Source organism: Candidatus Corynebacterium faecigallinarum (assembly GCF_052264515.1).
GTDB classification, from domain to species: Bacteria; Actinomycetota; Actinomycetes; order Mycobacteriales; family Mycobacteriaceae; genus Corynebacterium; species Corynebacterium faecigallinarum.
In genome coordinates this window covers 22,509-43,267 of the sequence record NZ_JBQQOC010000013.1, presented here as the reverse complement: position 1 = coordinate 43,267, position 20,759 = coordinate 22,509, and the positions used below count along the sequence as shown (strand labels likewise).

The 20,759-nt window shown below is 67.2% G+C and carries 16 protein-coding genes; all 16 read left to right on the top strand.

What is annotated here, in order from left to right:
• Positions 1–162: 162 nt before the first annotated feature.
• Complete coding sequence (locus tag ACTXPP_RS08480) at positions 163–2,010, top strand: peptidoglycan D,D-transpeptidase FtsI family protein (protein ID WP_443341786.1); 1,848 nt, start codon at positions 163–165, stop codon at positions 2,008–2,010.
• The gene (locus tag ACTXPP_RS08475) at positions 2,010–3,641 is read left to right on the top strand and encodes a UDP-N-acetylmuramoyl-L-alanyl-D-glutamate--2,6-diaminopimelate ligase (protein ID WP_443341784.1); all 1,632 of its coding nucleotides are present in this window, start codon (positions 2,010–2,012) and stop codon (positions 3,639–3,641) included. The genes ACTXPP_RS08480 and ACTXPP_RS08475 overlap by 1 nt, the downstream gene beginning before the upstream one ends.
• Complete coding sequence (locus ACTXPP_RS08470) at positions 3,638–5,167, top strand: UDP-N-acetylmuramoyl-tripeptide--D-alanyl-D-alanine ligase (RefSeq protein ID WP_443341782.1); 1,530 nt, start codon at positions 3,638–3,640, stop codon at positions 5,165–5,167. The genes ACTXPP_RS08475 and ACTXPP_RS08470 overlap by 4 nt, the downstream gene beginning before the upstream one ends.
• A gap of 21 nt (positions 5,168–5,188) precedes the next feature.
• Positions 5,189–6,289, top strand: a complete 1,101-nt coding sequence (gene mraY, locus ACTXPP_RS08465; RefSeq protein ID WP_301494546.1) for a phospho-N-acetylmuramoyl-pentapeptide-transferase — start codon at positions 5,189–5,191, stop codon at positions 6,287–6,289.
• Positions 6,290–6,336: 47 nt separating this feature from the next.
• On the top strand, positions 6,337–7,830 hold the full coding sequence (gene murD, locus ACTXPP_RS08460) for a UDP-N-acetylmuramoyl-L-alanine--D-glutamate ligase (RefSeq protein ID WP_443341780.1): 1,494 nt from the start codon (positions 6,337–6,339) through the stop codon (positions 7,828–7,830).
• A 5-nt stretch (positions 7,831–7,835) separates the two neighbouring features.
• Entirely contained in the window at positions 7,836–9,356 is a 1,521-nt protein-coding gene (locus ACTXPP_RS08455) for a peptidoglycan glycosyltransferase FtsW (protein ID WP_443341809.1), read from the top strand.
• Between the two features lie 6 nt (positions 9,357–9,362).
• Positions 9,363–10,481 (top strand): undecaprenyldiphospho-muramoylpentapeptide beta-N-acetylglucosaminyltransferase, encoded by a 1,119-nt coding sequence (gene murG, locus ACTXPP_RS08450; RefSeq protein ID WP_443341778.1) that lies wholly within the window; start codon positions 9,363–9,365, stop codon positions 10,479–10,481.
• On the top strand, positions 10,478–11,998 hold the full coding sequence (gene murC / locus ACTXPP_RS08445; RefSeq protein WP_443341776.1) for a UDP-N-acetylmuramate--L-alanine ligase: 1,521 nt from the start codon (positions 10,478–10,480) through the stop codon (positions 11,996–11,998). The genes murG and murC overlap by 4 nt, the downstream gene beginning before the upstream one ends.
• Positions 11,991–12,731, top strand: coding sequence for a cell division protein FtsQ/DivIB (locus tag ACTXPP_RS08440; protein ID WP_301494553.1), 741 nt, complete (start codon positions 11,991–11,993; stop codon positions 12,729–12,731). The genes murC and ACTXPP_RS08440 overlap by 8 nt, the downstream gene beginning before the upstream one ends.
• 162 nt (positions 12,732–12,893) lie before the next feature.
• A complete protein-coding gene (ftsZ, locus tag ACTXPP_RS08435) occupies positions 12,894–14,165 on the top strand; it encodes a cell division protein FtsZ (RefSeq protein WP_301494554.1) in 1,272 nt (423 codons plus the stop codon).
• Complete coding sequence (gene pgeF / locus ACTXPP_RS08430; RefSeq protein ID WP_301494556.1) at positions 14,146–14,910, top strand: peptidoglycan editing factor PgeF; 765 nt, start codon at positions 14,146–14,148, stop codon at positions 14,908–14,910. Before ftsZ ends, pgeF begins: the two co-directional genes overlap by 20 nt.
• Before the next feature lie 49 nt (positions 14,911–14,959).
• Positions 14,960–15,562 (top strand): cell division protein SepF, encoded by a 603-nt coding sequence (locus ACTXPP_RS08425; protein WP_443341774.1) that lies wholly within the window; start codon positions 14,960–14,962, stop codon positions 15,560–15,562.
• Positions 15,563–15,568: 6 nt separating this feature from the next.
• Positions 15,569–15,865, top strand: a complete 297-nt coding sequence (locus tag ACTXPP_RS08420; RefSeq protein ID WP_301494560.1) for a YggT family protein — start codon at positions 15,569–15,571, stop codon at positions 15,863–15,865.
• Positions 15,866–16,037: 172 nt separating this feature from the next.
• Entirely contained in the window at positions 16,038–17,054 is a 1,017-nt protein-coding gene (locus tag ACTXPP_RS08415; protein WP_301494562.1) for a DivIVA domain-containing protein, read from the top strand.
• On the top strand, positions 17,055–17,213 hold the full coding sequence (locus ACTXPP_RS08410) for a hypothetical protein (protein ID WP_301494564.1): 159 nt from the start codon (positions 17,055–17,057) through the stop codon (positions 17,211–17,213).
• A 315-nt stretch (positions 17,214–17,528) separates the two neighbouring features.
• Positions 17,529–20,699: an isoleucine--tRNA ligase gene (ileS, locus tag ACTXPP_RS08405; protein WP_301494570.1), complete on the top strand. Its 3,171-nt coding sequence runs from the start codon at positions 17,529–17,531 to the stop codon at positions 20,697–20,699.
• Positions 20,700–20,759: the final 60 nt, after the last annotated feature.

The following is a 20,759-nucleotide window of genomic DNA, read 5'->3' as shown; positions in this document are numbered from 1 at the left end:
ACCCGGGTTGGCGGTTCGTCCGGAGACAATGGACGGCGAACTGACACCTGTAGACGACGGACATGAAAGAACGGAGGCCACGTGGGTCTGGACGAGGATCGGGCACGGCGGCGCAGCGGGGGGAGCCGCCGTGCGCCTGTGCTCGGGAACTCCTGGAACACGATGGACAGCGGGGTACGGCTGTTCACCCGACGAGGCCGCATCATCCTGGTCATCGTCGCACTCCTGGTCATCTCCCTGGTCCTGCGACTGGCCTGGGTACAGATGGTCAAGGGACCCGAGTTGGCCTCGATGGCCAGCATGCAGCGGACCTCGGTGATCACCGAACCGGCCCACCGCGGTACCATCGTCGACCGCAACGGTTCCCAGCTGGCCTACACCATGGATGCCCGTTCGCTGTCGGTGCTGCCGAACCGGCTGATGGACTGGATGGAGGAGCGGCACAACCTCAACCCGTCGGAGGTCTCCCCACCCGAGGAACGACTCGAGGAGATCATCACCGGGCTACCCGTCATGCTCGAGGAGCTGCACAGCGACAACGACACCACCATCGAGGTCGAGGAGGACGACCTCCGGGAGAAGCTGACCTCCGACTCCACCTACGAGGTGCTGGTGCGCGACGTCGACCCGGATGTCGCCGAGGAGATCTCCTCGGAGTACCCGGAGATCACCGCAGAGCGGCAGGACATCCGTCAGTACCCCAATGGTGCAGTTGCCCAGAACATCATCGGTAAGACCAGCCGCGACGGCGAAGGCCAGTTCGGCCTGGAGCTTTCCAAGGACGCTAAACTGCAGGGCACCAACGGGTCACGGACCGTCGACATCGGACAGAACGGCATGGTCATTCCCGGCTCCACCCGCGACCGGCACCCGTCGGTCGACGGGGACAGCTACGAACTGACCGTGGACCTGGAGGCGCAGACCTACATCCAGGAACTCCTCCAGGACGGCAAGGACAAGTCCGGTGCCGAGTCGGCCTCCGCCGTGGTCCTCGATGCAGAGACCGGCGAGGTCATCTCCATGGCGTCCTCCGACACCATCAACCCTCGAGGCAACATCGAGGAGCAGCTCGACGACGGCAAGGTCTTCGGTAACCGGGTCGTGCAGGACGTCTTCGAACCGGGCTCGGTGGCGAAGATCATCACCGCCGCCGCCGCAATCGAGGACGGGGAGACCACCCCGGACGAGGTGCTGCAGGTGCCCGGCTCCATCGAGATGTCCGGTGTCACCGTTAAGGACGCCTGGGACCACGGTGTGGTGCCGTACACCACCACCGGCATCTTCGGTAAGTCCTCCAACGTCGGCACCCTGATGCTCGCCGACCGGGTCGGGGAGGATTCCTTCTACGACTACGTCAAGAAGTTCGGCATCGGCGAGGCCACCGACCTGGGACTGCCGAGTGAGACCAGTGGTTACGTGCCCGATCTGTCGCAGTGGTCCGGTGGTACCTTCGCCAACCTGCCGATCGGTCAGGGCATGTCGATGAGCCTGCTGCAGATGGCGAGCATCTACCAGGCCATTGCCAATGACGGCGTTCGGGTCACCCCGAGCATCATCCGCTCGGTCACCGACTCCGGCGGCACCGAGATCCCGCAGGACGAGCCGGAGTCCACCGAGGTGGTCTCCCCGGACACCGCCCGCGCGGTGCTGGACATGTTCCGGGCGGTCAACCAGTCCGACCCCACCGGTGTGCAGCAGGGAACCGCCCCCACCGCCGCCATCGAGGGCTACCAGACCAGTGGCAAGACCGGTACCGCCCAGAAGATCGACCCGGAGACCCGCGCGTACTCCAATTCCGACTACTGGATCACCTACGCCGGGGTCGCCCCGGCCGACGACCCCCGGTTCGTGGTCGGTATCATGCTGGATGACCCCGAGCGGGGTACCGACGGCGGGGGCGGCCAATCTGCGGCACCTCTGTTCCGCGACATTTCCTCGTGGCTTCTCGACCACTACAACGTGCCGCTGTCCCCGGACTCGGCGCCCCGACTGACCCTGGAGGCGCAGTGATGTCACAGAAGTCCACGACCCCGCCGACCCCGCCGACACTGTCCACGCTGGCCGCCCTCACCGGAGGCCGGATCGTCGCAGGCGGTGCCGGGAACGCAGCGGCCCTGTCCGTCACCTCAGCATCCATCGACGCCCGCTCCGTCGAGGCCGGCGGCATGTTCATGGCCGTTCCGGGCACCCGTGCCCACGGTGCGACCTACGCCGACCAGTCGGCGGGGGGCTGTGTGCTCACCGACGAGGCGGGCCTGCACGTCCTGCAGGATTCCGGTGTCGCCGACACGACTGCCGTGCTCGTCGTCGACGACGCCCGTTCGTGGTTGGGACCGGTGTCCGCCGAGATCCACGACCACCCCTCCCGCTCGATGACCGTCATCGGGGTGACCGGTACCTCCGGCAAGACCACCACGTCCTACATGATCGAGCAGTCCCTGCTGGTCGACCACTCCGTGGGTTTGATCGGCACCACCGGCACCCGGATCAACGGGCGCGCCGTACCGACCACGCTGACCACCCCGGAAGCACCGACCCTGCAGGGGTTGTTCGCCCGGATGCGGGACGAAGGGGTCACCCATGTGGTCATGGAGGTGTCCTCCCACGCGTTGGTGCTGGGCAGGGTCCGCGGCGTCGACTTCGACGTGGCTGCCTTCACGAACCTCAGCCAGGACCACCTCGACTTCCACCCGACGATGGAGGACTACTTCGCGGCGAAGTCGTTGCTGTTCACCACCCCGCAGGATCCTGGCGGTGAGCTGCCGACCCCGGTGATCTGCGTCGACGACGCCTGGGGTCGTCGTCTCGCCGGGGAACTTGACGCGCCGGTCACCGTCGCCACAGTCTCGGCGACAGGTTCTGCCGTCGACGCAGTTCCCGCCACCTGGCAGGTGGACGAGGTGTCCGTGGCCGCAGACGGCGTCCAGCACATCGTCGTCAACCACGGAGGCTCCAGCCTCGACGTCGCTGTCACGTTGCCCGGGGCGTTCAACGTCGCCAACGCCACGGTGGCCCTGGCCTGTGCCACCGCGGCAGGGGAGGACCCGGCCACGGTCGCGCCCCGGCTCGTGGAGGTGCGGGTGCCAGGACGGATGCAGCCGGTCACCGTCGGATCCGACGGCTCCGGTGACAGCCCCGGCCAGGATTTCCTGGCCTTGGTCGACTACGCGCACAAGCCGGCGGCCGTCGCCGCCGCACTGGACACACTGGTGGCTCAACGTGACCAGGTCGGTGACGGTGGACGCGTCGCCGTGGTGTTGGGTGCCGGTGGAAACCGCGACCACGACAAGCGGTCCCTGATGGGGCAGGCCGCAGCAGAGCGCGCCGACCTCGTGATCGTCACCGACGACAACCCCCGTGACGAGGACCCGGCCACCATCCGCGCCGAGGTACTCGCCGGAACCGGTCAGGGTGCCGAGACGCGGGCCGGACGCGGTGGGCCACCGGTCGAGGTCCGCGAGATAGGCGACCGGGCCGACGCGATCAGGGCTGCAGTCACCTGGGCCCGGCGGGGCGATATCGTCATAGTGGCCGGCAAGGGTCATGAAACCGGACAGATCGTGGGCGACACCGTCACAGACTTCGATGACGTCGAGGAACTCACCCGAGCGATTGAGCAGAGACAGGAAGCGAAACGATGATTGAGATGACGAGCGGGGATATCGCCGCAGTCACCGGTGGCGAACTCGTCGACGGAAGTACCGACGACACCCTCGTCACCGGACCCGTCGAGTTCGACTCCCGTCGTATCACGCCGGGCAGCCTCTTCATGGCGCTGCCCGGGGCACGCGTCGACGGGCACGACTTCATCGCCGGGGCCCTCGAGGACGGTGCCGCCCTGGTGCTGGCGGGTCGCCCGGTGGGCCTCCCGGTTCTGCTGTGCCCGCCGGTCGCGGACACTGAAGAGGCCGGGGACGCCGGGACCGCCCAGCGCAACGCCGCCTACCTCGAGAACGACCCGGACGGTGTGGCGGAAAGGGTGCTCACCGCCGTCGGCCGGCTCGCCCGGTTCAACACCGACACCCTGGTCGCCGACGAAGGCATGACAGTGGTCGGCGTCACCGGCTCCGCCGGCAAAACCTCCACCAAGGACCTGCTCGGCGCGGTACTCTCCCGCGGCGGCGAGACCGTCGCACCGCCGGGGAGCTTAAACAACGAGATCGGCCACCCCTACATCGCGCTGAAGGCCGACCGGAACACCCGCTACCTGGTGGCGGAGATGTCCGCACGCGGCCAGGGCCACATCGCCCACCTCGCCCGCATCGCACCGCCCTCGGTGGGAGTGGTACTCAACGTCGGCACCGCACACCTCGGTGAGTTCGGCTCCCGCGAGGCCATCGCCACAGCGAAGGGCGAACTGGTCGAGGCACTGCCGGACGCCGCCCACGGCGGACTGGCGGTGCTCAACGCCGATGACGATGCAGTGTCCGCCATGGCCTCACGCACCACCGCCCGCATCCTCCGGTTCTCGGCGCAGGGCAGTGTCGGCAGCACCGGTAACACCGCCGACTACTACGCCACCGGCACCTCCCTCGACGAGGTCGCCCGAGCCTCCTTCACCATGCACCATCCGCACGGTGAGCCGGCGGAGGTCCACCTCGGGGTCTTCGGCGCCCACCAGGTCGCCAATGCACTGGCCGCCGCCGCGGTCGGCATGGAGTGTGGTCTGGACGCAGCCACCGTCGCGGCAGCACTGTCGGAGCATGTCGCCGCCAGTGAGAACCGGATGGACGTGCGCACCCGCGCCGACGGACTGACCATCATCAACGACTCCTACAACGCCAACCCGGACTCCATGCGGGCAGGCATAGATGCCCTCGCCTACACCGCGGCCGGACGCCAGGACGCCGAAAGCTGGGCGGTACTCGGTCAGATGGGCGAGCTCGGCGACGACGGACGGGGCGAACACATCGCCCTCGGCGAGGTCCTCGGCCAGCGTCGCATCGACCATGTCGTGGTCGTCGGCCACGGCATCAACCAGTCCGCCCTGGTGACCTCCGCCGAAGAGCAGGGTCTGGACGTGCTGCACGTCGACAACACCGACGGGGCAGTCAACGTCCTGGACCTCAACGTCAGTGCCGATGACGTGGTGCTGGTCAAGGCGTCCTACGCCGACGGGCTGTGGCGGGTCGCCAGCGGCCTCCTCGCCGGTGACGAGAAGAACTAGACGGGAACATTAGGAAAAGTCATGACACAGATCATCGTCGCCGCACTTGTGGCGTTCTTCGTCTCCATCTTCCTCACCCCGGTGCTGATCAAACGCTTCTCCGAAGGGGGGATCGGCCAGGAGATCCGCGAGGAGGGCCTGAAGTCGCACCTGCGCAAGCGGGGCACCCCGACGATGGGTGGTATCGCCATCCTCGCCGGTATCACCGTCGGCTACGTTGTCTCGGTGCTCGTCGGCCTGATCTTCAACGGCACCGGCCCCGGTGCGTCCGGCTGGCTGGTACTGGGACTGACCCTGGCGCTGGGTCTGCTCGGTTTCGCCGACGACTTCATCAAGGTCTTCAAGGGCCGTAACCTGGGGCTCAACGCCAAAGCGAAGCTGGCCGGTCAGCTGGTCACCGCCCTGGTGTTCGGTATCCTCATCCTGCAGTTCCCGAATGAGGACGGCCTCACCCCGGCGTCGACGAACCTGTCGTTCACCCGTGATATCAACACCATCGACCTCGCCGTCGGTGGGACGGTCATCGGCACCATCATCTTCCTGGTATTCATCTACCTGGTGATCTCCGCCTGGTCTAACGCGGTGAACCTCACCGACGGTCTGGACGGCCTGGCGTCCGGTGTCACCGCCATGGTGCTCACCGCCTACGTGGCGATCACTTTCTGGCAGTTCCGCAACTCCTGCGGTGTCGGCGCCGAGCCCGGCTGCTACGCCGTGCGCGATCCGCTGGACCTGGCGATGCTCGCCGCCGCCGGACTCGGTGCCTGTGTCGGTTTCCTGTGGTGGAACGCCGCACCGGCGAAGATCTTCATGGGCGACACCGGCTCCCTGGCCCTCGGTGGCCTCGTCGCGGGCCTGTCCATTGCCTCGCGCACCGAGCTGCTGATGATCATCGTCGGCCTGCTCTTCGTCATGGAGGCCGCCAGCGTGGTCATCCAGGTGGTCTCGTTCAAGACCACCGGACGCCGCGTGTTCCGCATGGCACCCTTCCACCACCACTTCGAGGCAGGTGGCTGGGCGGAGACCACCGTGACAATCCGGTTCTGGTTGTTGTCGGCGTTGTTCGCGGTCGTCGGTATGGCGATCTTCTACAGTGAATGGCTCAGCGGCGCCTCCTTGTGACAGGTGGGGCCGAAAGGGATGACGGACGGTGAGGGACGGTGACGGACATGGTTGCACAGGTGAACGGTAGGAGTCTGGTGGACGCCCTGGGTGGCGGACGGGTCGTCGTCGCCGGTGCCGGTGTCGCCGGTACCGGGGTGGCCCGGATGCTGGCGGCGTTGGACGCCACGGTCACCGTGGTCGACGACGATGTTGAGGCCGGCGGACGCCTGGCGGGGGAGACCGGTGCATCGTTGGTCACCACCGAGCAGGCCTGTGCCACCAGCTTCCTCGCCGCGGTTGACCTGGTGGTGACATCCCCGGGGTGGCGTCCGGACAGTCCTGTCCTGGTGGCCGCCGCCGACGCCGGGATCCCGGTGATCGGGGACATCGAGGCAGCCTGGCTGGCAGATCAAGCGGGACTGTTCGGCGCGCCCCGCACCTGGTTGGCGGTCACCGGCACCAACGGCAAGACGACCACCACCGCCATGCTGGAATCGATTCTCACCGCCGACGGCCGCCGCACACTGGCCGTGGGCAATATCGGCACCCCGCCGGGGGAGGCCCTGCTGGCCGAACCGCCGGTCGACGTCCTCGCCGCCGAGGTCTCCAGCTTCCAGCTGCACTGGGCACCCGATTTCGCACCGGACGCCGGATGCGTGCTCAATCTCGCCGAGGACCACCTCGACTGGCACGGCTCCTTCGACAACTACGTCGCCGACAAGATGCGCGTCTTGACCGGCCCGGTGGCCGTGCTGGCCGCCGACGACCCAGAGGTCACCTCCCGGGCCACCGGCTGTCAGTGGGCCTACACCACAGGTGACCCCGCTGACATCGTCGGCACTGACGCAGCCGGCCTGTCCGACCTGCTCCGGGTGACCGGGGTGCGCGACGGCCGTCTCATCGACCTCGATGCTGTCAGTGGGTCGGTGATCGACCTGGGCAGCGCCGAGGGGATCTCACCGCCCGGCCCGGCCGGGGTCGCCGACGCCGCCGCAGCAGCAGCCCTGGCCCGCTCGGTCGGGGTCGCCCCGGAGTCCGTGGCTGCCGCGTTGGCCACGTTCACGGTGCAGGCACACCGCGGCCAGACCGTCGCAGAGTCCGGCAAGGTGCGCTGGATCGACAACTCCAAGGCCACCAACCCGCATGCGGCACTCGCCGCCCTCCAAGGGTTGGACGGGGTCGTGTGGGTGGCCGGTGGCCAGCTCAAGGGTGCCGAGGTCGACGAGCTCGTCGCCGCCGTGGCCCCGACATTGCGGGCTGCCGTCCTGCTCGGTGTCGACCGCGGCATCATCGCCGACGCACTTGCCGCCGCCGCTCCGGGCCTCCCGGTGACTGTCATCGACTCGGTCGATCCGGAGGAGGCGATGCGCCTCGCCGTCGACGCCGCCCGCGGATACGCTGACCCCGGGGACGCGGTCGTCCTCGCTCCGGCGGCAGCCTCACTGGACATGTACCGTGGCATGTCACAGCGGGGTGGTCTCTTCGCCGCAGCGGCCTGCAGCGAAGACAGTGAATACAGTGAAGACAGTGAAGATACCGAGGGAGGCGACGACCAGTGAGTGCCATGACCGCCTCCTCCCGCCGGTCGGAGGAGTCTCCGTGGAAGGGACTGGGCGAGAAGTTCAATCGAGCGTTGGCTGCCCCGCAGATGAACTACAAGGTGATCATGACGGTCACCGTGATCCTGGTGTTCATCGGGCTGACCATGGTGCTGTCGTCCTCGATGGTGTCCATCACCGACGACGGTGACGGCATCGCCGTGTTCACCGAGTTCCTCCGGCAGGCCGTGGTGGTCGCCATCGGCCTGGTGGGCATGTGGTTGTTCCTGCGGGTCCGCCCGGAGACCGTCCGACGGTTCTCGCCGGTGTTGCTGCTCATCGCCTTCATCCTGCTGGTCCTGGTGCTCATCCCGGGCATCGGTGTCGGTGGGGCCGAAGTCGGCTCGAACTCGTGGATCCGCATCGGCGGCGTCGGTATCCAGCCCTCCGAGGTCGCCAAGTTCTCGCTCGCGGTGTGGGGTGCCGCCGTGATCGCGGCGCGGTCCCGGAGCTACACCACGACCCTCAGCGTGATGTTGCCGTTCTTCCTGGTGTCGGGTGTGTTCCTGGTTCTGGTGATCCTCCAGAACGACCTGGGAATGATGCTGTCGCTGGGGTCGGTCATGATCGCCCTGGTCTTCTTCGCGGGCGCGAGCGGAATGCTGTTGCTCGGCATCGCCGTGCTCGGTGCCGGCGGTGCTGTGTTGCTGAGCCTGGCCCACTCTTTCCGTAGCTCGCGGTTCAGCTCCTGGTACGAGACCTTCACACTGTCCTTCTCCGAAGAGACCTCACGCGGGGCGTCCTACCAGTCGAAGCAGGGCATCTTCTCACTGGCGGACGGCGGACTGATCGGACAGGGACTGGGCCAGTCCCGCGCCAAGTACTACCTGCCGGAGGCCACCAACGACTTCGTCTTCGCCATCATCGGTGAGGAGCTCGGCCTGATCGGTGCCGGGTTGGTCGTCGCGTTGTTCGGCCTGCTGGCCTGGTTCGGTCTGCGCACCGCGATGGCCCAGTCCGACCCCTTCCTGCGTCTGCTGGCCGCCGCACTGACCATGGGCATCACGATCCAGGCCTTCTACAACATCGGGTATGTCGTCGGCCTGTTCCCGATGACAGGTGTGCAGCTGCCGTTGATCTCCGCCGGCGGTTCCTCCGCCATCGTGACCCTCGCTTCGCTCGGCCTGCTGGCCAGCATCGCCCGACACGAGCCGAAGACGATCTCGTCGATGCAACATGAGGGCCGGCCGCTGATCGACCGGCTGCTCTTTCTGCGCGAGCCGAAGCCCTACACCCCCGGCCAGCAGCAGCGTGACCGTGTCCGGGAACAGCCCAGGCGGTACGGTGAACCTGTGACCCGACCGCGTCAGCCGGCCGGGGAGCATGAACGGGCCAGGGCCACTCCCAGAGCCACCACCGGGTCAACCCCCCGGGGTACCCGGGGCCGGGGTGCCCGCGAAGCCGTCCCCCCGCCACGGCCACGACGGTCACAGGGCCCGCAGGGCCCACAAGGCACCAACGACAAGCAGCGACACAGGAGAAGGTAGAACACGGTGACCCCGACACAGGGACAGAGCTTGTCCGTCGCCCTCGCCGGCGGCGGAACCGCCGGCCACATCGAGCCGGCACTCGCCGTTGCCGAGGCGGTTCGACAGGAGCGTCCGGACGCCCGGATCACCGCCCTGGGCACCACCCGCGGTCTGGAGACCACACTGGTGCCCGAGCGTGGCGTCGACCTGGAGTTGATCCCGCCGGTGCCGGTGCCCCGCAAGCTGAACAAGGATCTCTTCACCCTCCCGTTCCGACTCATCGGGGCGTTGCGCAGCACCCGGAAGGTCCTGAAGAAACTGAAGGCCGACGTGGTCGTCGGTTTCGGCGGATACGTCTCCGCACCGGCCTACCTCGCCGCGAAGTCATTGCGTATCCCGATCGTCGTCCACGAGGCCAATGCCCGGGCCGGCATGTCCAACAAGCTGGGTGTGCGGCTCGGCGGCCGCGCCCTGTCCGCCACCCCGGACTCCGGGGTCGACGCCGACGTTGTCGGTATCCCGGTCCGTCAGTCCCTGCTGAACCTGGACCGGAAGGCTCTGCGGGCCGAGGCCAGGGAGTTCTTCGGCCTCGACCCGGACGCCCCGGTGCTGCTGGTCACCGGTGGCAGTCAGGGTGCCGCGTCGATCAACGCGGCGGTCAGCGGCGCGGCACAGACCCTGGGGCACGCCGGGATCGGCGTGCTGCACGCCTACGGGCGGAAGAACTCCGTCGAGGTCGAGCAGGTTCCCGGAGCCCCGGCCTATGTCGCGGTGCCCTACATCGACCGGATGGACCTGGCGCTCGCCGCAGCGGACATGGTGCTGTGCCGGTCCGGGGCGATGACCGTCGCGGAGATCTCCGCATGCGGTCTGCCCGCGGTCTACGTGCCGCTCCCGCACGGTAACGGGGAACAGGAGCTCAACGCCCGTCCCGTGGTCGACGCCGGGGGAGGGTTCATCGTGCCGGACGCCGAACTCAACGACCGGCGGGTCGCCCGGGAGGTTATCCCGGTGCTGAGGGATCCGGCACGGCTGCAGTCGGCTGGCACGGCAGCAGCACAGGCGGGACACCGTGATGCGGCCCCGCGCATCGCACAGATCGTCATCGAGACAGCGGCTAAGACAGCGGAGGGCAAGAAATGAGCAGGCGAGACCGCAGGGTCCATATGGTCGGAATCGGTGGCGCCGGGATGTCCGGCATCGCCCGCATCCTCCTTGATCGGGGCGTGACCGTCTCCGGCTCCGACATGAAGGAGTCCCGGGTGGTCATGGCGTTGCGTGCTGCCGGGGCGCAGGTCGAGATCGGCCACCGGGCCGAGAACCTGCGCGGTGGCACGCCGGACGGTCCACTGCCGGACGTGGTGGTCACCTCCTTCGCCGCGATCCCGCAGGACAACCCCGAGCTGGTCGCCGCCCGCGAGGCGGGGATCCCGCTGCAGCGGCGTTCGGACGTGCTGGCTGAACTGATGGCCGACCGGCGGCCCCTGCTGCTGGCAGGTACCCACGGCAAAACCTCCACCACCTCCATGGCGGTCGTCGCCCTGCAGTCCGCCGGACTCGACCCGTCCTTCGCCATCGGCGGTCAGCTGAACCGGGCCGGCACCAATGCACACCACGGCACCGGCGACATCTTCGTCGCCGAGGCCGACGAGTCCGACGGATCCTTCCTCGCCTACTCCCCGGAGGTCGCCGTGGTGACCAACGTGGAGCCCGACCATCTCGACTACTTCGGCACCGAGGAGGCCTACCGGGCCGTCTTCGGCAAGTTCGCCGGACGGATCGTCCCCGGTGGCACGCTCGTGGCCTGCCTCGACGACGCGGGAAGTGCCCGACTGGCCGAGGAGGTCGTTGCCGGCCGTGTCGACATCGCCGGCGGCGTGCGGGTCCTCGGCTACGGCACCTCCGCAGCAGTAGCCGCACACCCGAGGGTGCCGATCGGTGCGGAGATCCTCGGGTCCGAGTCACTTCCCGACGGAGGCAGTGCTGCCCGAGTCATCTTCGCCAACGGTGACACCTCCGCCCCGGGGCTGGTACCGCTGGATGTCACGGTGCGTACCCCGGGCACGCACATGCTGCTCAATGCCGTGGCCGCCATCTTGGCCGGCTCCCTGGTGGGCGCACCGGTCGACGGCCTGGCAGATGGAGTGGGGGAGTTCGACGGTGTCCGTCGTCGCTTCGAGTACCACGGCACCGCGGAAGGTGTGGAGGTCTTCGACGACTACGCCCACCACCCCACGGAGGTCAGGGCGGTCATCACCGCCGCCCGCGGCAAGGTGGAGGCCCGGGAGCGCGACACCGGGGAGACCGGCCGGGTGGTCGCGGTGTTCCAGCCGCACCTGTACTCGCGCACGGTCACCTTCGCCGAGGAGTTCGCCGAGGCGTTGTCCCTGGCCGACGTGGTCGTGGTCCTGGACATCTTCGGGGCCCGGGAGCAGCCGGTGGAGGGGGTCGACAGCCGGGTCATCACCCGTCAGATCACCGGGGCGGACACCAGTGAGGACACTGTGGACACTGAGGTCCACTATGAGCCGAACTTCTCCGGGGCCCCGGAGCTGGTGGCGTCACTGGTGCGCCCGGGTGACGTCGTGCTGACCATCGGCGCAGGTACGGTGACGATGCTCGCTGACGAGATCCTGCGGGAGATCGGTGACCGTGGCTGAGGAGAGCACCCGTGAAGACCGCCGGTCGCGCCAGCCGAACCGGTCAAACCGACCAGCGCGTCCCAAGCGGTCCCGGCGTCCGCTGGTCATCGCCGCAGCAGTGGTGGTGGTCATTGCCGTGCTGGCCGCCGTCGCCTTGCTCAGCCCGTTGCTGCACCTGCGTGAGGTGACCGTCGAGGGTGCTGACCACCTCGACCAGGAGGAGGTCGTGTCGGCGTCCGGTCTGAACGAGAGGGAGAACCTGCTCTTCGCCGACACCGATGCCGCTGCTGCGGCGGTGTCGGGGATGCCCTGGGTCAAGACCGTGACGGTGTCACGCTCCTGGCCCTCGACGGTGGTCGTCGACATCACCGAGTACCAGGCCGTGGGCTACATCGAGCGCGACGGCGACCCTTCGGTGGTCGACGAGAACGGCACGGTGTTCCTGCGAGGTATGGCCCCGGAGGGCACCACGCGCATTGACGTCGACGATGCCGAGGACGCCGGTGTCGACGCAGCGATCGCTGCTGCCGCGACCGTTCTCGCGGCGCTGCACGAGGGGCTGCGGGCGAATGTGGAAATGGTGGAGGCGGACTCTGCCGAAGACATCACCCTGCGCTTTGCCTCGGGGCGTGAGGTGCACTGGGGTTCGGCGGACCGGGCCGAGGAGAAGGCCGTGGCCACGGAACTGGTGTTGACCCGTGAGGGGCAACGGTGGAATGTCTCGAATCCCTCGGTCCCCTCCGTGCGGTAATGGTGCCGGAATTCCGAGAAAACTCTAAACCCGTCCTTTAAGGATACGACACGCCACAAAAAATGTGCGGGGAAATTGCACCGATGTCACACACAATTGGTCCCGAGCAACAGGACCAGAAGCCGGGACCCGGAAACAGTCAAGAAAGTGGGAGCGCACACCATGGAACTCAATGACAGCCACCTCGCCAAGATCACCGTCGTCGGTGTCGGCGGCGGTGGAGTCAACGCCGTGAACCGGATGATCGACGCGAACCTCCAGGGTGTGGAGTTCGTGGCGATCAACACCGACGCCCAGGCGCTACTCCTCACCGATGCCGACATCAAGCTCGACATCGGCCAGGAAGAGACCCGCGGCCTCGGTGCCGGCGCGAACCCCGAGGTCGGCCGAAAGTCCGCCGAGGACCACAAGGAGCAGATCGAGGACGTCATCGAAGGCTCCGACATGGTCTTCGTGACCTGCGGTGAAGGCGGCGGAACCGGTACCGGTGCAGCCCCGGTCGTGGCGAACATCGCCAAGAAGAAGGGTGCGCTGACCGTCGGTGTCGTCACCCGTCCGTTCTCCTTCGAGGGGCAGCGTCGTGCCAAGCAGGCACTGGAGGGCATCGAGGCACTGCGCGATGTCTGTGACACCCTGATCGTGATCCCCAACGACAGCCTGCTGCGGATGGGCGACCAGGACCTCCAGCTGATGGATGCCTTCCGCAAGGCCGATGAGGTGTTGCACTCCGGTGTCGAGGGCATTACCCGCCTGATCACCACCCCCGGTGTGATCAACGTCGACTTCGCCGACGTGCGCTCCGTGATGACCGATGCCGGCTCAGCCCTGATGGGAATCGGTGCCGCCCGTGGGGAGAACCGGGCGAAGAAGGCGACCGAACTGGCGATCAACTCCCCGTTGCTGGAAACCACCATGAAGGGCGCCAAGGGTGTGCTGCTGTCCTTCGCCGGCGGCTCCGACCTCGGTCTGTTCGAGGTCAACGAGGCCGCCAGCATCGTCCAGGAGCTTGCCGACGAAGACGCCAACATCATCTTCGGCACCATCGTGGAGGACCAGCTCGGCGACGAGATCCGGGTCACCGTCATCGCCACCGGCTTCGACGACTCCGCCAATGTCACGCTCTCCTCTCAGGGAGGCCAGCACCGCGCACCGGAGCCCGCCCAGCAGGCACCGTCCCAGTCCCAGGTCGCCCCGGTGCAGCAGTCCCAGCCTGCCGCACAGGCCCAGCCGACGCAGCAGTCCGCCCCCGGTATCTTCGCCGGCGAGCAGGCCCCGGAGAGTCCTGCCCGTGAAGCCTCGAGCTTCACCCGACGTTCCCGGTCGGACGTGCCGTCCGCGGCCGGTAACTCCGGGCTGTTCACCTCGTCCGACCGTAGGGACGACCGCCGGAACGACGACGGAGACGATGACCTCGATGTCCCCACTTTCCTCTGACCACGCTGCCGGACAAGCTGCTGAGCGGCCCGTCCGTAAAGTCGTCACCGACCGCTCGGCCGGCAACCTCGCCGACCACGTCGGTGATGATCCCGGTGCCGTGGCCGCCAACCGTGCCCGTCTCGCCGAGCTGATCGGCCTGCCCGCCTCTGACGTGGTCTACATGGAGCAGATCCATTCCCCGAACGTCACCGAAGTGACCGTCGAGCTGCTCGAGGAGCTCGGCGGAGCACCGGTGGAGGTGACGGACGCTCTGGTGACCACACTGCCCGGGATCGCCCTGGCCGTCCTCACCGCCGACTGTGTGCCGGTCCTGCTCTCCGACGACGAGGCCGGGGTCGTCGCCGCCGTGCATGCCGGACGCATCGGTGCCCGCAACGGTATCGTCGCCCGCACCGTCGAGTACATGGTGGAGCTGGGGGCGTCCCCGTCCCGCATCCACGCGCTGCTCGGTGCGGCGGCAGCGGGGGAGGACTACGAGGTCCCGGAATCGATGGCTGCGGACGTGGAGTCCCGGCTACCGGGCTCGCGGACGGCGACCACCGCCGGGACGTCCGGTCTCGACATCCGTGCCGGGATCACCCGGCAGTTGCTCGGGTTGGGCGTTCGTGCCATCGACGCCGACCCGCGCAGCACGGTGACGTCCGAGAACTTCTATTCCTACCGACGCGAAGGCGTCACCGGTCGACAGGCGGGCGTGATCTGGATGCCTTCCGGCGTGTCGACGTCTGCGGCAGCGGACTGATCCCGGTACTTTCGATACTTGACGAAGACGCACAGAAAGCGAGACGACCATGACAGACGGATTCACCGAGAAGGTCAAGGGCTTTTTCGGTTTCGGCGAGGTGGACAGTTACGAAGACCCGTACTACCGGGACGAGTTCGACGAGGCTGACCGGCGTGGCAGCGCCGATGCTGAGCGGCAGGGTGCCCCCGGTGAGTACCGTCGGGGCGACCGTCCCAGCCGTTACGCCGACCTGGACGATGCGCGCGGCTCCCGTGATGCGCGGGAGGCCCGGGAACCACGCCCCCGCGACATCCGGGCATCCGACTACGACTACCGTGACTCCCGGGCCGGCCGGCTCGGTGAGCCGGTCGCGTCGGCTGCCGCAGCAGCCCCGTCCGCACGTGAACCACAAGTGGTCCGTCTGGCACTGAGTTCCTTCCAGCAGGCCGGTGAACTCGCCACCGAGTTCCGTGCCGGGGACATCGTGGTCATCAACCTCTCCGGTATGGAGAAGGCGGAGGCCAGCCGCGTCCTCGACTTCTCGGTGGGGCTGGCCAAGGGTCTGGACGGTACACTGAAGAAGTTGGGCGGTCTGCGCAACTTCGCGCTGATCCCCGCGTCCGTGACCCTTGACCAGAGCCAGCTGGACCAGCTGGTGGAGGACCAGTAAACCACCGTGGAAATAACTCTTCATCTCATTGCGCTTCTTCTCCGCGTCTACTGGTTCGTGCTCCTCGCACGGGTCATTGTGGAGATGATCCGTTCCTTTTCCCGGCAGTGGCGCCCGTCCCGCCGGTTCGCGTTGTTCGCTGAGCCGGTCTTTGTTCTCACCGATTTCGTGGTGAAGCCGCTGCGACGCGTCATACCACCGTTGCGTCTCGGCGGGGTGGCGCTGGACATCTCCGTCCTCGTGCTCTTCTTCGGGGTGTCTTTCCTGGAGATGATCCTCGTGAGCGTGGCGAACTCCCTGTAGGTCCCTGCCATTCTTGCCGGGGGGGAATAAACTGGGGTATAACAGTGTCCAAAGGCTGTATATGAGGTTGACGTTGAGACTCCCTCGGAGAGTCAAGGTCAACCACTTCACTGCAGTCCCTGATAATATCGCGAATGACGTGTACTACCAACGATTGTGAAGGGAACTACCTATGCCGTTGACTCCCGCTGACGTTCATAACGTGGCATTCAGCAAGCCGCCGATCGGCAAGCGTGGCTACAACGAGGACGAGGTGGACCAGTTCCTCGATCTCGTTGAAGACACCCTCGCTGAATTGCAGGACGAGAACGATGAGCTCCGCGGGCAGGCCGCCTCCGGTGGTTCCGATGCGGCAGCCGCCGCACCTGCAGCGGTCGCCGCTGATGCCGACCCGCAGCTCGCCGCCGACCTGGAGGCCGCCCAGGCCAGGGTCGCTGAGCTTGAGGCGGAGCTGGACAAGGCCAACCAGGCCGCCGCCGCCGCTGAAGACCGTGCCGCTGCCGCTGAGTCTGCTGCAGCGGACGCCGAGAACCGTGCGGCCGAGGCTTCCCAGGCCGCAGCCGCCGCCCCGGCTGAGGCTCAGGCTGCTGCTGCACCCACCTCGGGCGAGAACGGTGCCTCGGCCGAGACCCACATGCAGGCCGCCCGCGTGCTCTCCCTGGCACAGGAGATGGCTGACCGTCTCACCGGTGACGCCAAGGAGCAGTCGCAGGCCATGCTCGATGAGGCCCGCACCGAGGCCAACCGCACTCTCGAGGACGCGAACAACACCGCGACCGCCCAGCTGGCCGACGCAGACGAGCGTTCCGGCAAGCAGCTCGCTGACGCCGATGAGCAGGCTCGCACCACCATCGCCGACGCCGAGCAGCAGGCCGAGACCCTGGTCGCCGATGCGACCCAGAAGTCCGAGACCCTCATCGCCGACGCCACCGCCCAGTCCGAGGCGCAGGTTCGCGCCGCACAGGACAAGGCGACTGCGCTGCAGGAGGACGCCGAGCGCAAGCACACCGAGATCATGACCACCGTCAAGAAGCAGCAGACTGCTCTCGAGGGTCGTATCGAGGAGCTGCGGACCTACGAGCGCGAGTACCGCACCCGCCTCAAAACCTTCCTGGAGTCCCAGTTGGAGGACCTCAATTCCCGCAGTACCGCCGCACCGAACTCGAACATCGACTTCGGCGACAAGTAAGTGCTCGCACTCGCGCTCCTGATGAGCCTGCTGGGCTTCATAGCCCTGCTGGTGGCCCTCTACGTGGGCTCGATCTTCTGGGCGTGGGTGTGCATTGTCGTGGCCCTCATCGGGGCCGGCATCTTCGTCGTGGACCTGGTTGTCCACCGACGGAGGTAGCGGCGTATACTCGCCGACTATATGAACGACCGCATCGATCCGGCCATCACCGGGGAGCGGATCCGGAAGAACAGACCGCGCTGGAGGAATTCGGCACAGTCCCAGTAGAACCGGACGGGGTCGCGGCACGTCATCGCCGTATGGAGGAAGTGGGATCCGGTCCGCCGGGTCCAAGCGGGGTGGTACCGCGTAGGCCGTCACCGGCCGGCGTCCCTGTGGTGAAGATCCATACCCACAGACCCTTCCACAGCCACTTTCTCTAGGAGACTTGCCGTGACGACCACCCCCGCCGGCGGAGCCTACCCCCGTACCGATATGACGGACGGGACGAGTTCCTTCCCCACCATGGAGCGCAACGTCCTGAACTACTGGGATCAGGATGACACCTTCCGCGCCTCCCTCGACAACCGCGACGGTGCCGAGGAGTACATCTTCTACGACGGTCCGCCCTTCGCCAACGGCCTGCCGCACTACGGTCACCTGCTCACCGGCTACGTCAAGGACATCGTCCCGCGCTACAAGACCATGCGCGGCTACAAGGTGCCGCGAGTCTTCGGCTGGGACACCCACGGACTGCCCGCTGAGCTGGAGGCGGAGAAGCAGCTCGGCATCAAGGACAAGGGCGAGATCGAGGACATGGGCCTCGCGGCCTTCAATGACTACTGTGCCCAGTCCGTGCTGCGCTACGCCGACGAGTGGAAGGCCTATGTCACCCGTCAGGCTCGCTGGGTCGACTTCGACAACGGCTACAAGACCATGGACCTCTCCTACATGGAGTCGGTCATTTGGGCCTTCAAGCAGCTCTACGACAAGGGACTGATCTACCAGGGCTTCCGGGTGCTGCCGTACTCCTGGGCCGAGCACACCCCGCTGTCGAACCAGGAGACTCGCCTGGACGACTCCTACAAGATGCGCCAGGACCCGACCCTGACCGTGACCTTCCCGGTCACCGGCGCCCACCCGGGCACCGCTTCGGTCGAGACTCTGGCCGCCCACCCGGAGCTGGCCGAGGCCTCCGCCCTGGCCTGGACGACGACCCCGTGGACCCTGCCGTCCCACCTGGCGTTGGCCGTCCACCCGACGGTCACCTACGTCTTGGTGAAGGTCGCCGAGGACGGCGCCGAGGCCGTCGCCGGGCAGAGCGTCCTGCTGGCCAAGGACCTGCAGGGGGCCTACGCCAAGGAGCTCGGCACGGACGCCGAGGTGCTCGCCGAGTTCACCGGTGAGCAGGTCGTGGGTCTGACCTACACCCCGCCCTTCGACTACTTCGCCGACCGGGCGGACCTGGGGGACAAGAGCGCCTTCCGGATCCTCGCGGCCGACTACGTCACCACCGAGGACGGTACCGGTATCGTCCACCAGGCTCCCGCCTTCGGTGAGGACGACATGAACACCTGCAACGCCGCGGGTATCGACACCATCGTCACCGTCGACCTCGACGGCAAGTTCACCAACCTCGTGCCGGACTACGAGGGCCAACTGGTCTTCGACGCGAACAAGGACATCATCCGCGACCTCAAGGCCGCCGGACGTATCGTGCGTCACCAGACCATCGAGCACTCCTACCCGCACTCCTGGCGCTCCGGCGAGCCGCTGATCTACATGGCGCTGCCCAGCTGGTTCGTCTCGGTGTCCTCCTTCCGCGACCGGATGGTGGAGCTCAACCACGAGCAGATCGAGTGGATCCCGGACCACATCCGCGACGGACAATTCGGCAAGTGGCTGGAGAACGCCCGCGACTGGAACATCTCCCGCTCGCGCTACTGGGGTTCGCCGATCCCGGTGTGGGTCTCCGACAACGACGAGTACCCGCGTACCGACGTCTACGGCTCCCTCGACGAGCTGGAGGCCGACTTCGGGGTGCGCCCGGAGTCGCTGCACCGTCCCTACATCGACGAACTGACCCGTCCGAATCCGGACGACCCGACCGGCAAGTCCACCATGCGCCGTGTGCCGGACGTGCTGGACGTATGGTTCGACTCCGGTTCCATGCCGTTCGCGCAGGTGCACTACCCCTTCGAGAACAAGGACTGGTTCGACACCCACTCCCCGGCGGACTTCATCGTGGAGTACATCGGCCAGACCCGCGGCTGGTTCTACCTGCTGCATGTGCTGGGCACCGCCCTGTTCGACCGTCCCGCCTTCACCAAGGTCGTCTCCCACGGCATCGTGCTTGGCGATGACGGACAGAAGATGTCGAAGTCCAAGGGCAACTACCCGAACGTCAACGAGGTCTTCGACCGCGACGGCTCCGATGCGATGCGCTGGTTCCTCATGAGCTCGCCGATCCTGCGCGGCGGCAACCTCATCGTCACGGAGCAGGGCATCCGCGAGGGTGTGCGCCAGGCGATGCTGCCGATGTGGAACGCCTACTCCTTCCTGCGTCTCTACGCCAGCACCCCGGCGAGCTTCGACACGTCCTCCACGAATGTGCTGGACCGCTACATCCTCGCCAAGCTGCACGACACCGTCGCGTCGGTCACCGAGGCGCTGGACGACACGAACATCGCCACCGCCACCGACGAGATCCGGCAGTTCTGCGACGTGCTGACCAACTGGTACGTCCGTCGCTCCCGCGACCGCTTCTGGGCAGGCGACACCGGTGAGATCGGCCACCCGGAGGCCTTCAACACGCTCTACACCGTGCTGGAGACCCTGTGCCGTATCTCCGCCCCGCTGCTGCCGATGACCACCGAGGTCATCTGGCGTGGTCTGACCGGTGAGCGTTCGGTGCACCTGGCCGACTTCCCGGATGCCGCAGACCTGCCCGCCGACGACGACCTGGTGGCGTCGATGGACGCGGTGCGTGGCGTGTGCTCCGCAGCGTCCTCGCTGCGTAAGGCCCACAAGCTGCGTAACCGTCTGCCGCTTCCCGGTCTGACCGTGGCGCTGCCGGACTCGGCACGGCTCACCGACTTCGCCTCGATCATCCGCGACGAGGTCAACATCAAGAACATCGAGGTCACCGACGACGTCTCCTCGGTGGGACGCTTCGAGGTCGTCGTCAACGCCCGTGTCGCCGGCCCTCGCCTGGGCAAGGACGTCCAGAAGGTGATCAAGGCCGTGAAGACCGGCAACTACACCGTCGCCGAGAACGGCGCCGTGGTCGCAGACGGCATCGAGCTGATCGACGGCGAGTTCAGCCGCAAGCTGGTGGCCGTGGACCCGGACAACACCACCGAGATCCCCGGCGGTGGGGGACTGGTCGTGCTCGACACGACGGTCACCCCGGAGCTGGAGGCCGAGGGGTGGGCCGCGGACCGGGTGCGTGGCATCCAGGACGCCCGTAAGGCCTCCGGGTTCGATGTCTCCGACCGGATCGCCCTGACGCTGTCGGTGCCGGAGGCACAGGCCGAGTGGGCGGAGTCGCACGCATCGACGATCGCCGGTGAGGTCCTGGCGACCTCCGTGGAGGTCGTGGTCGGGCAGGAACTGACCCACGATGTCGGTGATGGCTGTACCGCCGATGTTGCCAAGGTCCAGTGACATCTTAGGCTTGGTCTAGTTATTTAACTTGACTGATCGGTGCCGGCCCCCGGGGTTCCC